12 protein-coding genes and 1 pseudogene are annotated in these 15,903 nt (G+C 36.7%); 2 read left to right on the forward strand and 11 right to left on the reverse strand.

Annotated features, from left to right (window positions below; all coding sequences use genetic code 11):
- Positions 1–294: 294 nt before the first annotated feature.
- A complete protein-coding gene (locus tag B1NLA3E_RS16425; RefSeq protein WP_187292112.1) occupies positions 295–468 on the forward strand; it encodes a DUF2759 family protein in 174 nt (57 codons plus the stop codon).
- 96 nt (positions 469–564) lie between these two features.
- Here B1NLA3E_RS16425 and B1NLA3E_RS16430 read toward each other — a convergent pair whose 3' ends face one another.
- From B1NLA3E_RS16430 to B1NLA3E_RS16460, 7 genes are all read right to left on the reverse strand, one after another.
- Positions 565–1,707 carry a hypothetical protein gene (locus B1NLA3E_RS16430; protein WP_015594962.1) on the reverse strand — a complete coding sequence of 381 codons (1,143 nt, stop codon included), beginning with the start codon at positions 1,705–1,707 and terminating at the stop codon, positions 565–567.
- Between the two features lie 196 nt (positions 1,708–1,903).
- Positions 1,904–3,109, reverse strand: a complete 1,206-nt coding sequence (locus B1NLA3E_RS16435) for a M14 family metallopeptidase (protein ID WP_015594963.1) — start codon at positions 3,107–3,109, stop codon at positions 1,904–1,906.
- Positions 3,110–3,244: 135 nt separating this feature from the next.
- The gene (locus B1NLA3E_RS16440; protein ID WP_015594964.1) at positions 3,245–5,131 is read right to left on the reverse strand and encodes an LTA synthase family protein; all 1,887 of its coding nucleotides are present in this window, start codon (positions 5,129–5,131) and stop codon (positions 3,245–3,247) included.
- 95 nt (positions 5,132–5,226) lie between these two features.
- Positions 5,227–6,195, reverse strand: a complete 969-nt coding sequence (locus B1NLA3E_RS16445; RefSeq protein ID WP_041581165.1) for an ROK family glucokinase — start codon at positions 6,193–6,195, stop codon at positions 5,227–5,229.
- Between the two features lie 5 nt (positions 6,196–6,200).
- Positions 6,201–6,416: a YqgQ family protein gene (locus tag B1NLA3E_RS16450; RefSeq protein WP_015594966.1), complete on the reverse strand. Its 216-nt coding sequence runs from the start codon at positions 6,414–6,416 to the stop codon at positions 6,201–6,203.
- A 79-nt stretch (positions 6,417–6,495) separates the two neighbouring features.
- Positions 6,496–7,953, reverse strand: coding sequence for a spore germination protein (locus B1NLA3E_RS16455; RefSeq protein ID WP_015594967.1), 1,458 nt, complete (start codon positions 7,951–7,953; stop codon positions 6,496–6,498).
- A 250-nt stretch (positions 7,954–8,203) separates the two neighbouring features.
- Complete coding sequence (locus B1NLA3E_RS16460) at positions 8,204–9,565, reverse strand: IS4 family transposase (RefSeq protein WP_015594968.1); 1,362 nt, start codon at positions 9,563–9,565, stop codon at positions 8,204–8,206.
- 432 nt (positions 9,566–9,997) lie between these two features.
- Here B1NLA3E_RS16460 and B1NLA3E_RS24230 point away from each other — a divergent pair.
- Positions 9,998–10,805, forward strand: a pseudogene (locus B1NLA3E_RS24230) (transposase).
- A gap of 275 nt (positions 10,806–11,080) precedes the next feature.
- On the opposite strand, the gene B1NLA3E_RS16475 reads toward B1NLA3E_RS24230, so the two are convergent.
- The 4 genes from B1NLA3E_RS16475 to B1NLA3E_RS16490 all read right to left on the reverse strand — a co-directional run bounded on the left by B1NLA3E_RS16475 (position 11,081) and on the right by B1NLA3E_RS16490 (position 15,815).
- Positions 11,081–12,649 carry a rhomboid family protein gene (locus tag B1NLA3E_RS16475; protein ID WP_041580621.1) on the reverse strand — a complete coding sequence of 523 codons (1,569 nt, stop codon included), beginning with the start codon at positions 12,647–12,649 and terminating at the stop codon, positions 11,081–11,083.
- A 202-nt stretch (positions 12,650–12,851) separates the two neighbouring features.
- Positions 12,852–13,043: a hypothetical protein gene (locus B1NLA3E_RS16480; protein ID WP_041580623.1), complete on the reverse strand. Its 192-nt coding sequence runs from the start codon at positions 13,041–13,043 to the stop codon at positions 12,852–12,854.
- A gap of 222 nt (positions 13,044–13,265) precedes the next feature.
- A complete protein-coding gene (locus B1NLA3E_RS16485) occupies positions 13,266–14,738 on the reverse strand; it encodes an IS1182 family transposase (protein WP_144061501.1) in 1,473 nt (490 codons plus the stop codon).
- Between the two features lie 126 nt (positions 14,739–14,864).
- Complete coding sequence (locus tag B1NLA3E_RS16490) at positions 14,865–15,815, reverse strand: L-lactate dehydrogenase (RefSeq protein ID WP_015594972.1); 951 nt, start codon at positions 15,813–15,815, stop codon at positions 14,865–14,867.
- Between the last annotated feature and the right edge of the window lie 88 nt (positions 15,816–15,903).

Below are 15,903 nucleotides of genomic sequence, written 5' to 3' on the forward strand. Positions count from 1 at the left end.
ACAAGGAAGAAAGTTTTGGCTATCGCCAACCGACATTCATCCCCTCCCTACTCATCGGGCTTCGCCCTTCACATTCCTTGAGGAAGGGGGATTCTGTCGGAAGGTTGATAAAATAATTTTAATGTGTATCGAAAATAGACCTATTTTTAATCTCGACAAAACCAAAGAAAAAATATAAAATAGAAACGAATGTGAATATTTAGGATATTACATACAAAGTGGGACAAAAAGGGTTTTGCTCAATTCAAAATGAGCGTGTCATCAAACGACTTGTAGAAAAAGGGGGCTATGATTATGGGATTGGTCATTGTATTTGCTTTAGTAACGATTCTTGCAGCCATCGGAACATTAAGAACTTTAAAGAGTAAAAATTTCCTTGGCTTATTTTTTGCAGCTGCTTCTTTCGCTGTTTTTGGCTGGTTTACCGTTATGACTGTTTTACACCACGGATTTCCAACTGCGCACTAATAATTTTTCTTTACATCGCTTAATAATTAACAAGACGGACTGCTTTTTTAGCAGTCCGTCTTTAATTATTGCTACTTTCTCTCTCTTTACAGGAATTTAATCCTTAACAAGTGGAACTATTTTTTTTGATTGCAAATCGATTATATTTTCTAATTGAAAGCCGTATAAACATAGATTCCCATTAGGTGAAAGGCTGATTGGCTTATTCTCCATTCCCTCAAGCAACACATTTTCCTCTTTACTATCAAGATGATATTGCACTAATTGAAATCCATCTTTGTATGTATCCACTTCTCCGCTTGATAGTGGGCGAAATGTTAAAAACTGATTTTTGCTTTGGGAGAAATCATAAAAAGGCACAAGCCAATCAGAGAATTTCGTCAACTGCGGAATAGTAAAGGTTGTTAACTTTTTAAAACGATTTGATAAAAAAGTATAGACCGCTTTTTCCTTGTTATCTTTATCCACTGAAATCATCAATACCACATCATTAAAGGAAGACAATTGAAATATGTTTGAGAACTCAAGCTCTTCACCAGTTGCTTCTGAAATCCCCTGCTTTATAACTGGAGCAAAGAATGCAGGATCATCATTATCCCAATTTAGGTAAATTAATTCATCCTTCGTTACCCAAGAAGCAAATGGTTGCTGTGTTAATGTGCTATCCTTCAATTCATTCGTTTTAATATTTAAGACGGATACTTGAAAGTCCCATTGTTCATTAAAAGAAGAAACAAGAACCAAGTCATCATTAAATGGATTCCAAACAAAGGTAATTTCTGAGGAAATGATTGATTTTGTTGCCAAGGATTTCCCTTTTTTATCAATAACAGTAATAATACCTTCTTCACTGGTTGAGGAGGAATGGATTAACAGGCGTTCCCTTGAAGGACTAATATTAACTGAAACAATCGGGCTATCACTCTCAAACATTTTAACGTTTTTTCCAGTATATAAATTAAAAGTCCATAAAATAGAAACTTTATCAGTGTTTGTTAAATACACAATAGTTTGATCATTTAACCATCCCTCAATCGCTCCAAATTCACCTTCTGAAATAGTAAATGGCGCCTTGATTTTCTTGAAGGAATTTGACGATTTATTAGACTTGTCCGATTCATTTCCAGATTCATTTTTTGAACTGTTTGGGTTAGCGGATGATGCATCCGTGCAGCCATTTAACAGTGATATGGAAATGATAATCATGCAAAGCATCAGTGTGTATCTTTTTGTTAACATACCATACCCAGACCAACCTCTCTATCCATCATATAACAGGACGTAATATTCACGGAAATGTTTCACTTATTACTTCACATTAAAGATATTTATTTTTACAGAAAAAAGCCGATGCGTCGGCTTTTGAATTTTTTTCCAAAGGCTCTACAATGATTTTTATTCTAATGACTTTTTTGTCAAAATACAAGGAAATTCTTTAAACAAATTTCTGCTTTTTCATATTTAAGGCTGCCCAAAAAATCGGAGCGACCCTTTGAAAAATCTTATCAAATTGTGAAAGTGGCAAAGGATTGATCCCCTTTCCCAACTCAAGTGTAAACCCTGGCTTTCGACACTCTTGTATGAACCAATCTTTGAAGCCTGCATGACTGTCGACATAGCAAATGGCTTTATAGCCACTGACTCTTTCAAATTCTTCTGCTAATACAGCCGAATCAGGTGGTTCTAGCCCCTCGTAGCCCCAATAAAACTCTTCCCCTTGGGTATGAAGCGCAATAAGACAATCAAAACCTGAATCCCTAACTAGTTTGGCCATGGCAATGGCTTCAGGTTCTGTAAGTGGGGCTTCTCCTGGATAATCGCGGGAAGCAGGGGCCTTTGGCTCTTTTCGTTCCTTTTCAATTTCCCAATTAGCAGGAAATTGATTATTTAAATCTACCCCCCGAATATTAGCCTTCCACGCAGTAAAATCTGAACTACCATTATTCATTTTGACTATATCCCTCGTATGCGATTCTGGAGGACCATTTAAGACCAGGTTCACTCCATCTGGATTTACCATTGGGACAATTGACAATTCAATCTCATGATAGAAAGGAAGCAGTCTCACTCCATCTAAGCTCTGGCCATTAGTTAACGACAATAGATATATGTTTAAAAAAGTCATGGCGATTGACGTGGTTATCCACTCATTCGCATGGAAGGAAGCGTTGATGTTGATTTTTTTATACCCTTTCCCAATTCGTATTTCTTTAAGCGGGTTTCCTAAGACTGAATCTCCAATAGAATTTACCCGGATGAAGGGATATATTTTGCTTAATTCATTAATTTCTCCTAACATTGTCAAAAAGTCATATTTCCTCTTTCCATTCACAATAGGTTTCATCACTCTTTTAGGTAACCAAATGGTTTCTCCAATCGCCAGTTGATTAGGATTGATAGATGGATTAAGGAGAACAATAGCATCAGCCGACAAGTTTCTAGTATGCGCAAGTTTCCAACATGTGTCTCCTTGATTTACCTTATATTCTAGTTTTATAAAACCAGGAATATCTACCATTTGTCCTTCAACCAGGCTTTGGGGATTCACTAATGGGTTAGAGTCGATAATTAGGTTAAGAGGTACCATAAACATTTGACTAAAGTACCATAAACTATCTCCTGACCTTATCCGAACCTTCATGATGCTCCCCCTTTCCCGTTATAATACTTTATGAGGTGTTCCCCGAAAAAAAACCTATCAGCTTAACAATAAAAATAGGCCATACTCTCGAAAATTTTGAAATAAATTCGAGAACATAGCCTATTAGAACTCAGCTTATTTTTTTTGACCTACCCCTGATTTAGGAAGTAACTTCGTATTTTTGTTGAATCGAAGTAAATCACCATAAACAACTTTATCAGAATATTCAAGCTCTGTTTTCGCCTTTCCCATAAAAGGCTCACAATAACTCGGTTCAATTTGTTCACCTGAGTCCTTTCGGTAACAAGTACCTCTTGTATAGACATAATCTTTTGTAATAAAGCTTCCGTCTCTTAAAACTGTGAAATCCAACTTATCCTTAGAAAATAAATCCGATCCAAATTCAATATTTCCTTTTGTTTTAATACCAAGTAAATGGAGAATGGTCGGCTTAACATCTATTTGTCCTGCAACTGTAGACATCGTTTTTCCTTTTTGTCCTGGTACATGGATAAAGAATGGGACACGTTGCAATTGTGTATTTTCAAAAGGGGTAATTTCCTTACCCAGAAATTCACCCATTGCTTGATTATGGTTTTCAGAAATCCCGTAATGGTCACCATAAAGGATAATGACCGTGTCGTCATATAATCCATCACCTTTTAGTTTTTGAACAAAGTTCTTGAAAGCCTCATCCGTATAACGAACCGTTGGAAAGTAATTATTTAAAGTTTTATCATCAGAAGTATACGGATCAATCAGACTGTCTGCTTCACTTAGCTCAAATGGGAAATGATTGGTAAGTGTTATAAACTTAGCGTAGAAGGGCTTTGGCATATCTTCTAAATGTTGAATCGATTGTTCTAAAAAGTCTTTATCCTTAAGTCCCCAACCTACAGAGTTTTCCTCATTGATATGATAATCGTCCATATTATAGAAACGTTGATATCCAAGAGATTGGTACATAATATCTCGGTTCCAGAAGGTTTTATTATTTGCATGCAAAGCAGCAGTATAATACCCATGACTATTTAATATTTCTGGAGTCGCTGTATACTCATTTCCAGAATGAGTGAAAAACACAGCCCCTCTGTTAAGTGGATAGATCGAGTTCTCGGTTAAAAATTCAGCATCCGACGTCTTTCCTTGACCTGTTTGATGGTAGAAATTATCAAAATAATAACTCTCTTTAATAAAGTGATTTAAAAACGGGGTAATCTCCTGACCGTTTTCCTTTTGATTAATGACAAAGCTTTGCATGGATTCCATTGAAATCAAAATCACATTTTTTCCTTTAGCAATCCCAAACATCTCTTTATTTGGTTCTTTGTAATTTGCATTTATGTAGTTATTAATATCCACTAGTTCACTGCCATCTGCCAACGCCCGTTGAGCAGAGGTTTTAGACTGTAAAAAAACGTCATAGAACTGGTAGCTGTATGCTCCAATATTTTTAACCAGCATTTCACGATCAAATGTTCTTGTTAATAATTGTGGGCGTTCTATTTCTGCTAATCCAAGATTTAAAAAAGCTACTGCGAATGCAAATAGGAAATAAACCTTGCGAGTTGCTTTTGAAACATAGAAATCAGCACGTAGAGATGGTTTTATCCTAATAAGTAAAAGAAGAATGAAAAAATCTAAAAAATATAAAAGATCGGTAACTCTAACAAGTTCATGAACACTGCTACCTAGATCATACATATTACTGGTCTGGAACAACACAGGGATTGTTAAAAAATCGTTAAAAAAACGAAAGAAGATAACATTTGAGAATAAAATAACTGAAATGATAAAGCTTGCACTTAGAATGTAGCGATTTCGTATTTTATCTTTCATAAATAAGCTAATTCCAAAAACAATCATAATAAAGCTCAGTGGATTAATAAGTAAAATAAATTCCTGTCTCCAATTTTCAATGTTTATATCAAAGCTAGTTTTATATACTATATAAGTTTTGATCCAAAGTAAAACTGTGGCAAGGATAATCAATGATCCATTTGGCCATTTTATTTTTAACATAGGACTACTCTCCCTAAAAACCAAGCGTAAACCAAAAATGTAATATTTAACAACATTTTCTAATTCCATTATCCTACAAAACGATTCGGAGAAGACTATTTTTTGTTCAACACAAGCCAAGCAGCACCAATAACACCTGCATCGTTACCTAAGGTCGCTAAGGTTAGCTTCGTGGATTTAGCAACTCGAATAAATGAAAACTTTTCGAAGTATTTTGTAACCGATGCCAATAGAATGTCACCTGCCTTTGAAACTCCTCCCCCCAGGACAATTTTTTCAGGATTAAGTGTGTTCGCAACATTTGCTAAGGTAAGTCCTAGATGCAAAGTCACATCATTAAGGACGTTTTGAGCCACTTCATCACCGTTTCGGGCGGCATCAAAAACATCCTTTGCTGTAATCATTCCGGTTTTTTTATAGAGCTGAAGAAGTTCCCCATCGATCTCTTGATTATGTAATTTTTCTTTTGCCAGTCTCACGATCCCAGTTGCTGAAGCGATTGTTTCGATGCATCCAGACTTTCCACAATTACAAGGTGCGCCGCCCACTGGAACAGCTGTTATATGACCAATTTCGCCTGCAGCCCCATTGATTCCATGAATAATATCGCCATTTGCAATAACTCCGCCACCAACACCAGTTCCAAGAGTTATACAAACAAGGTCTTTGGCCCCATTTCCGGCCCCTTTCCACATTTCCCCCAAGGCAGCACAGTTGGCGTCATTGTCAATAACAGCAGGTAGAGAAGTAACAGCCTCTAATTCTCGCTGAAGAGGAAACTCTGTTTTCCATCCAAGATTTACTGCTTCGTAAATGATACCGTTTTCTAAATCAACTGGACCTGGAGCGCCCATACCAATCCCCAAAATATCTGATTTTGATTTTCCCAACTCTGAAATTTTATGATCAATAGAATTAGCAATATTTTTGGTAATGTTTTTTCCTGAGTTTGTAACATCCGTTGGAATTTCCCATTTACAAATAATGTCCCCAATAGAGTCAACTAATGCAAGCTTCGTGGTGGTACCCCCTAAATCAACACCTACAACCCACTTATCAGCCAAATTCATCACCTGTTTTTTCTCTCTTGCTTTTCTCTTTCAAACTGTATTTCATGTCTTAAAATCTGCATAGCATTTGAAAGCTCATTCTTTTCAATCAGTTTTGAATAAAAAAGTTCTTTTATTTCTTCTTCCATTAATTCGAGATTGGCTAACCGATCACCAACATAAATGAATGTTCCAAAACCTTTTAAGAATTGCTGGATATCATAAATAGTTTTCATTGTATAACCCCACATTCCTATTCATCTCAAATTATAAATGAAACATGAAAGGGTCTCAAGAAGTTCTTTACTTAGCATTTTAGCGATCTGGATCTTTAGGATGTAAAAAACGTGGTCGGCGATTTTTTAGTGGGATTGGTGACCGAATGACCACATCACGAAACGCCCGGAAATTAAAGGGAATAAATGGCCACAAATACGGAACGCCAAATGAATTCATTCTCGATAACATAATAATAAATAAAACTACACCAATCACAAAACCATAGACATGAAACAGGGCCGTCAAGATTAACAGTCCTATTCGAACAATCCGGTTCGCAAGACTTAACTCATAGCTTGGAGTAGCAAACGTCCCAATGGCTGCTATGGCCAAATACAGTATCACTTCGTTCGTAAACAAACCAACTTGAACTGCTACTTGGCCAATCATCAATGCCGCAACAAGGCCTAATGCAGTTGCTAAGGACGATGGAGTGTGAATAGCTGCCATTCGTAAAACATCAATGCCAACCTCCGCTAACAAAAATTGAAGCAACAGCGGTACTTTCCCAGGATCATCAGGTCCAATATAGGCTATTTGCTTTGGCAATAATTCCGGATCAATCGCTAACAAAAACCAAAGGGGTAATAAAAAAAGCGATGTCCAAACAGCTATATGACGGACAAAACGCAAATAAGCACCTACTACTGGCTTGTTTCGGTACTCTTCTGCATGCTGTAAATGATGCCAGAAGGTTGTCGGGGTAATCATGACACTTGGTGATCCGTCAACCATAATAATTACATGTCCCTCGAACAAATGGGTAGCAGCGGTATCTGGCCTTTCTGTATATCTTACTACAGGATAGGGATTCCAGTGCCGGCCTGATATAAATTCCTCTATTGTTTTTTCAGCCATAGGTAATCCATCTGTATCGATTTTCGAAATGGACTCTATAATTTCCTTTACCATTTCTGGATTTGCGATGTCTTCTATATAACATACAACCACATCTGTTTTTGAACGCCTTCCCACCTGGAGATATTTCATCCGTAAGGTTCGATCCCGTACCCGTCTCCTTGTAAGCGCAGTATTAAAAACAATCGTTTCAACGAAACCATCCCTGGCACCCCTAACAACTCTTTCAATGTCCGGCTCTTCTGGTCCCCTTACAGGATATGTACGAGCATCGATCATGATGACCTTATCGATACCATCCACTACCAATGCAGTTGGTCCCGCCAAGACGGTGTCCACTACTTTATCTAAATCAGATTCTATACTTATTTCAACATATGGGATGTCTGTTTTAACAAGTTTTTGAAGAACATTTGATTCAAGCTGTTCCTTTTTTACCTTGGCTAGAAACTTCATTAATAAATGCAGAGCGTTATCCTTTACAAGGCCGTCGACCATAAATAAGGTCATTTTACGCTCAGCGTATTCTACATCTAGTTGAATCAAATCAAAACTTTTTCCTATACCTAATTCAGGTCTTAAAAAAGCGATGTTTTCTTCAATATTAGATTTCACTGGATTTTTTATTGTTCTCACCTGAAATCCCTCGTCCCTTTAAGTGCTATATAGTTTCACACATAATAAAACAGCATGGACAAGAACAGGTAAAATCATACAATTTTAGGTATTACTAGTTTCTGCAGAATAGGATATTTCCGAAAAAAAGAATGCATCTTTACCGGATGCATTCAGGCTGTCGAGAAACTCTCGACAGTCTATTATTTCACCTAAAAAATTTAGTGATTCACCGCGTTAATTTATTATAATTTTATTAATAATTATTAACTCAACTTTCGCAGACTGAAATAGGCAGGTATGCCTTGATATAGTTAGGTAAGCCCGCGATCCATTGTTGTAGTTGACTTTTAATTAGCTTTTGAATTTTTTTGTTACTCTCTTTAAGGGTATCTTCAAGAAGCTCGATTAATTGCTGAAGCGCAATTGCCCAATCGAGGTCACTGATTTCATCACAAAGTTCATAAAACATACCGCCTAATGTTCTTTGGTCCGTACTACATCTGTTTTGCCAGGCCAGAACAATATATCGTGCAAAAACTATCGTTGTATGACTAATTAAGGAATCATAGGAACGACCTTGAAACTCCTTTTGGAGTTTTAATAGGGATTTCGTTGTTTTGAAAAACACTTCAATGTCCCATCTCATTCCATAAATTCTGATGATTTCTTGGTCACTTAGCGTACAGTCTGTACTCAGAATCGCTAACCATTCGCTCTTTTTATTACGGTTTTGAACGAATACCATTTTAACTACAACTCCATTGGCTTGGGTAGTATGAATGGAGCGAAGAATCCCTTTTTTTCCTTGAATAGGTGCTGCCAAACGATAGAGTTCCTTTAAGCTGACACGCTTATCATCTACAAGGTAACGTTGTTTTAAATTTTTAACCATGCCAATTACATCAAGCCCCTGCTCTTTGATGTTCTTAATAAGTGGTTGATGGGTAAACCAAGTATCCATCAACACATATGAAGCATCAATCCCAGCGTTCAATGCACGTTGAATCATATAAGGAATTTGCTCTGGAGCAGTTTGTAAGGCTTCAAGACGGCGTTTGTAGCCGGTGCTTCTCTTGTCGATTTTACTTGATATTCCGTTAATTTGGCTTATTTTAGAGCTCAATAAAGAAAAGTCCACAGGAATGAACGTTGCACCATCTGACCAACCAAGGGTAAGCATACGGAAGCCTTTATAAAAGCGCATTTTTTGAGAGGCATGATCAAAACAACGAGCTAGTAATTCGACGGATTTACTACGATTTCGATCATAAGAAGAATCATCTAATACTAGGACCTTCGGTCTTTCATGATTCGAGAGTTTCGTTACTTTTCCAATTGTGTGAACACTAAGAAACAGTAAAAATCTACGCCACGCAAAGGTGGACTGATTCAAGAAACGATAGACGGAGTCCTTAGCAGGAAAATCGGCAGATTTTCTACTTTCAAGCGTCCGATACCAATTCTTATTTTCAAAGATCAAACAAAAAATTAATTGAAAAAGATAACCACAAGAAAAGCCCAGAGACTTTGTAATACCAGCTTTTCTTAGATGCTTTAGTACTTGTAATTCTTTAAATGTGGATGTTAGTTCATTTGGTAGTTGCTTATTTTGACCATTGTTCGATATCATATAGGAGGCACCTCTTCTGTATGGTATTGTGATTCTCGACAAATCAACTATACCAAACGAAGAGGTGCTTTTTCATGCCTATATTTAAGGGCAAGTACTTTATTTCAACAACTCCGAGCTTTACAGACATTTAAGCTTAGCACATTTTTCTGGGTGCGAAAGTTGAGTTATTAATAAATAGGCTGTTCAATAGGTCTGTTGATTTCCGTTCCAGACGCTTCGCTTTCCGCGGGGCGGGCGGTGAGCCTCCTCGGCGCTTAAGCGCCTGCGGGGTCTCACCTGTCCCGCTGCTCCCGCAGGAGTCTTCGCGTCTTCCACTCCAATCAACAGGGCGGTTCCAATACAGACCTTCCACTCAACCAATAAATAATAAAAATAAGTGGCGAAATCAATGTTAAGCCAAAAGAGTCTAGCTAAAGTGAATATGAATTTGTGTCTATTGATGAATTAGTCCCAGACAATCACCTTCTTCGCTTGATTGCAAATATATCGATTTTTCGTTTCTACTTGAAAAGGTCCGTCCTTATTATAGCGATGATAACGGATGCCCTACTGATCCCCTTATTCTTTTTACAATGATGTTTATTGGTTATCTTTATGGCATTCGTTCTGAACGATAATTAGAAAGAGAAATAAGGACAAACGTCGCCTTCCGCTGGTTTTTAGGTTTGAAATTCAAGGAACCAGTTCATATCACTCTTCGATTAGTTTTATTCGTCAACACCGTTTTAAGGATACAAATATTTTTCAAGAGCTTTTTGATGAGATTGTTCTTCTAGCGATAAATCATAAGATGGTTGGCGGACGTGTTTTATTTACAGATTCTACACACTTAAAGGCAAAAGCAAATAAACACAAGTTTACAAAACAAGAAGTGGAAGTGAATACTCGGGAATATTTTGATGACTTAAGCAAGGCAATAGAAGAGGATAGAATCAAACACGGCAAAAAGCCATTAAAAGAAAAGGTAAAAGTTGTAACACGACATGTTTGGGAGCAACACAAGGAAAAGGTAAGGTTAAATCGCTTATCTAAATCAGGAAAAATGCTTTATAAATTTAGAAAAGAAAAAATTGAGCGATGCTTCGCAGACTCAAAAGAGCTCCATGTGCTTCCCTACTGCCGGTTACGGGGATTGAAGAATGTAAGTGAACAGGCTCTCCTTACTGCAGCCTGCCAAAAAACAAAAAAATTGCAACACATTTTGTCAGGTTGGATAAGGTGTGTTGCAATTCTTTAGGTTGATTTGCCCTCTGTTGATTGGAGCGGAAGGTGCGAAGACTCCTGCGGGAGCAGCGGGACAGGTGAGACCCCACAGGAGCGTTAGCGACGAGGAGGCTCACCGCCCGCCCCGCGGAAAGCGAAGCACCTGGAGCGGAGATCAACAGGTCCTTAGCATAGACAATCTCATATTAAAAATCGGCATTTAATGTTCTGACAAAATGAAAAATTGCCGAGAAAATAACCTTTTTCGACAATCTGAATGCATCTTCACTGGATGCATTCCCTCTTATTCTATAACGATTCTCCAACACCAGAGCTTTGTGCTAAATAAGCATTTATTTTTTTCACTAGCTCTTTGTATTCTGTTTTTTCCGGCTTCAATTTTAATGCCTTTTGAGCATACTCTTTTGCTTTTTCTAGTTGTTGTTCATTTATACAGACAAGCGCCAAATTGTAATAAGCTTCATCAAAACTCGAATCGATTTTTATGACTTCCAGTAGATGGTCTTTCGCCTCATTCTCCATCCCTTTTTTGATTTCAACGTAGGAAAGAAGAAATAATAGTTCAGCAGATTTCTCCCCATTATCTTGGACATCCTTAAGCACGGTATATGCTTGGTCGTAATCCCCATTTTCAACATAGGTTTGAGCCAATACAAAGCTTGAATGAGTATCAACAGCTTTAGTTGAATCTCCATATCCTAATTGAAGGAAACCAAATACTGCAGCCAAGCTGATAACTAAAAATGCTGTTTGTAAAAGTGGTTTTTTCCCTTTTGGAAAATAGAGAATTCCGGATGCAAGAAATCCACCAATCAATCCACCTATATGTCCTGCATTATCGATTCCTTGCATGGAAAACCCAAAAGCAAGATTAAGACCGATTACGACCAGGATATTCATTCCCATAGTTCGGAAAAATAACTTTGGATAAATAAGACCAAAATATAGTAACGCACCAAAACAGCCAAAAATGGCCCCACTTGCCCCTGCTGATAAATTAGCACTAAAAGCAAAGCTCGCTAATACTCCTGTAAAACCGGCAAACAAATAAATTAAAATAAAGCGAAAATTCCCATAAATCCTCTCAACCAAGGGTCCTATATAATATAATGCAATTGAATTCATAATTAAATGCAAGAAACCTATATGGATGAAAATAGGGGTCAAGAACCGCCACCATTGACCTTCAATAATTAACGGGTTAAACTTCGCACCAAACTTAATAAGGGTAGTTGAATTAGTGCTTCCCCCGTTTAACTCCATTACAAGTAAAACCGCAATTTGGATTACTAACAAAATATATGTAAAAAATGGCTTTCCATTCTCAAATATTGCCTTTTCTTTTTTCAACTTATTAGCGGAATGAGATATGGCAATTTGCTTAAGGAAGCTAATATCCTGTTCATCATATTCCTTTTCTAATGCAATCGGAATTTGATAACCGAGACAGTCACTTAGTCCTTTTAGCGAGTTGGATAATTGATTTGACTCTAGTAATGTAGTTGTAATGATCGTTTTATTACTCTCTTGATTTAAATATGGCTTATCGATTAGAAATTGATAATCATCCACAGGTGGATAAGGAGTTACGTAAATATTAATTAAATGTAATTCCCCTCGTAAATATCGTTTCCTAAACCTTTCTCCTACGGATGAAATTATTTCTATATCTCTCTGTAGCGAATTGCTCCAATCCAAATTCCGTCGAACAATTCTGATCAGTTGCGCTTGTTTATTTGAAACATTTTCAAGCCAAAGTTCTTGATCATTGCTGGCCATTTGAACAAGACGATAATCTTGATTGATTATTAGAAAATCTGCCAACCTCCAAAATAAATAATCCTCTTGGAAATCCAACTCTTCCCCTACTTTCTCTCTGAACATGCATGGCTATCATTATTTTATTAGCAGTTTTTAGTCTGCAGATTTTTTATTATTTAAATTATTATAAACTATATTTAAATTTATTCATAAAATGAAATGACCAAGAGTTTCATTACTTAGGATAAAACCAAACTTACCTATTTTAGAAAAAATAAAAAGACCTATTTAGGCCTTTTTACCATTCAGTTGGTCCCGAGAAAACGGTCTGCATCATCTTATTTCGAATTCCAGGAATACTTAGTAATGATCCAACAAACAGCTTCCGTGTAAATCCACTTCCTAACAGGACATTTATGAGTCGAAAACGATTTTGAAACGCTAAATATCCAGCCAATCCAATCATAAATATCGAAGCTATTGTTCGCATAATCCATCCCTCCTACCACTAGTGTGTGATATACTGCTCCATTTTATCCTTAATAATTCCTGAATAAAAAGGCATAACATCACGAAAAAAGACTGCCTAGTAGAGGCCACTGCAAAAAGGCTAAAAAATTCATTTTGATTTTAATAAAAGGAGCCGCCAATTAATGAAAAACATTAATTGGCGGCTCCTTTTTTGAACATAGTGAATTTTAGGTTCCCTCTATCACACTGAAAGGGACATTTTTAGCTTTATCATTCTCTTAACATTTACTACAAACGCTGTTAGAAACGCTTGTATTCGCATACCAAATTGACCACGGTATTTTGCCCTGGTCATTCTATGTGCATTCTTTAATTCAGCATTTTTATGTTCAATTTTGGAACGAATTCCTTTTCTTTGGTGATATTCATCAGATTCCAAATATGCCATCTGATGAATATGTTCCTCTGATTTAATACTTATGGAATATGTTTTTTCCTTTGTATTGTTATAACAATCTTCCTTGAAAGGACACTTTTTACAAAGGTTTGTATCAAAGTAAAAGGTTAAGCATTGGTTAGTACCCGTTTCTTTTCTTCCAGTTTTAGCCTTCCTTATACTTGTATGCCCTGCAGGGCATATAACTTCGTCATTTTCCTTGTCATATTGAAATTTATCATCTTCTCGAATTCCATAGACTGCTGGACTTAAAGGAATCGAAGCTTTAATCTCATCTGTTTGAAGGAAGGTTAAATTTTCCTTTCTAGAATATGCTGTATCGGCAAGAACTTCATCAATCGTTATTTGTTGTTCTTTTGTCTTGTTAACCAAAGTTTGTAGCTGTTTTCCATCATCTTCATTTCCTGGAGTAACATGAATGGCAGTAATGATTTCTTCTTCAGTCATAGCAATGTGATTCTTATATCCATAAAAAGATCTTGACTTAGATTTCCTTCCAAAACGTGCATCTGGGTCAACTGCAGATGCAATCCCTTTGTTAGTTAAAAGTCTCTCATCATCAACAATTTGCTTTACGATGTTTATCTTTTCAAGCAAGCTGCCTTCGGCATCTGGGAGTTTTTCATCTAATAGATCCTTTAGTTCTACTAAATATTGCAAAAGTTGTTTCGCCTTTTCCTCATCCGTTCCCTTTAATTTTGGAAATGTTGGAAGCTTTTTATAAAGACTGGAATACTGTTTCTTTACCCCTTTTAGAAGACGATTAGCTGCTTTTTTCAAAACATCTAATGGCTTTTCCTTGGCTGCGTTAGCAAGAGTATGAGTTGAATCAATAATCAGAGCCTTAGACTGAATCAATCCTTTTTCTACACATTGTTTTACAATATGCTCAAGAACCATTTCAACCCTATTTGCTCCTAGTCTATGTACACGGAATCGGCTAAGTTGGGAAGCATCTGGTAAATTATCTTCTGGATTTAAACCTAAAAACCACTTATAGGCTAAATTGTATTGCGAATCCTCAATTACTCTTTCATCCGATAAATTATAAAGGAATTGGAGAAATAGGAGACGAAACAACAATTCAGGCTCATTTGCAGGTCTACCGTAAAACTCACTATATGATTCTTTAACTAAATTATTAATAAAGGAAAAGTCCACTAGTTCATGAACGCGTCTTAAAATATGATTTTCTGGCACAAAAGAATATAGGTCCGAATGAAAGGATAGGCTTGATTGATTATGATTAAGTAACATTGCTTAAACTCCAATACAGATAATTAATATATCTTTATTTTAACAAAAAAACGCCCCGAAGGGCGTTTCTTCTAAAAAATGTAAGTGTTTTGCAGTGGCCTCTAGTAGACAGTCTTTTTCATAAAACTATTTAGGAAAAATGGTTCCTAAAAGATTTTTTAGAACAGATGAGGAATGGCTGAATTTCTCCTGTTCCTCTTTGCTTAAGGTTATTTCGACTACCTCACGGATACCATTTCGGTTCACAACTGCTGGAACACCAATAAAAACATCATCCTGTCCATACTTATTTTCCAAATAAGCAGAGACAGTTAACACTGAATTTTCATTTTGTAAAATGGCTTTTGTAAGCCTTACGAGTCCCATGGCTATCCCATAGAAGGTTGCACCTTTGCGTTGGATAATTTGGTAGGCCGCATCTCTAACGTTCAAGAAAAGCGTATCTAGATCTTCTTGTTGGAAATTCGGTTTATTCTTTGTCCAATCTGAGATAGGTAGCCCAGCGATATCAGCTTGACTCCAGACTGGCAACTCTGTGTCTCCATGTTCTCCAATAATATAAGCATGGACATTACGCGGGTCAACAGCAAAATAATCACCTAGCAAATAACGGAAACGTGCTGTATCTAAAATGGTTCCAGAACCGATAATTCGTTCTTTTGGAAGGCCTGAAAATTTCCACGTTACGTACGTTAAAATATCCACTGGATTAGTTGCCACGACGAAAATTCCGTCAAAGCCACTTCCCATAACTTGTTCGACAATCCCTTTAAAGATTGCTGTATTTTTCCCAACAAGATCAAGTCTTGTTTCACCAGGTTTTTGATTTGCACCTGCACAAATTACCACTATATCAGCATCTTTACAATCAGCATAATCACCAAACCAGATTTTCGTTGCTGAAGGGGCAAATGGTAAACCATGATTTAAATCCATTGCGTCTCCTTCAGACTTCTCCTTATTTAAATCAATTAGTACAAATTCTTCAACTACACCTTGGTTTAACATAGCAAATGCATAACTAGATCCAACTGCACCAGTACCAATTAAAGCGACTCTATTCACTCGACCTATCATTTTTGTACCCTCCGGAATAATAAGATTTCTTTTATCATTATTTCCATGATGCCTAAAAAAACACGTTATTTTTGCTGCTAATTAGATT

The organism is Bacillus sp. 1NLA3E (genome assembly GCF_000242895.2).
Taxonomy (GTDB): Bacteria; Bacillota; Bacilli; order Bacillales; family Cytobacillaceae; genus Bacillus_BU.

Bases quoted from the DNA above. Each gene is read 5' to 3' on its own strand.
- B1NLA3E_RS16425 (WP_187292112.1), top strand. From the start codon at position 295: ATGGGATTGGTCATTGTATTTGCTTTAGTAACGATTCTTGCAGCCATC.
- B1NLA3E_RS16430 (WP_015594962.1), bottom strand. From the start codon at position 1,707: ATGTTAACAAAAAGATACACACTGATGCTTTGCATGATTATCATTTCC.
- B1NLA3E_RS16435 (WP_015594963.1), bottom strand. From the start codon at position 3,109: ATGAAGGTTCGGATAAGGTCAGGAGATAGTTTATGGTACTTTAGTCAA.
- B1NLA3E_RS16440 (WP_015594964.1), bottom strand. From the start codon at position 5,131: ATGTTAAAAATAAAATGGCCAAATGGATCATTGATTATCCTTGCCACA.
- B1NLA3E_RS16450 (WP_015594966.1), bottom strand. From the start codon at position 6,416: ATGAAAACTATTTATGATATCCAGCAATTCTTAAAAGGTTTTGGAACA.
- B1NLA3E_RS16460 (WP_015594968.1), bottom strand. From the start codon at position 9,565: ATGATATCGAACAATGGTCAAAATAAGCAACTACCAAATGAACTAACA.
- B1NLA3E_RS16480 (WP_041580623.1), bottom strand. From the start codon at position 13,043: ATGCGAACAATAGCTTCGATATTTATGATTGGATTGGCTGGATATTTA.
- B1NLA3E_RS16485 (WP_144061501.1), bottom strand. From the start codon at position 14,738: ATGTTACTTAATCATAATCAATCAAGCCTATCCTTTCATTCGGACCTA.
- B1NLA3E_RS16490 (WP_015594972.1), bottom strand. From the start codon at position 15,815: ATGATAGGTCGAGTGAATAGAGTCGCTTTAATTGGTACTGGTGCAGTT.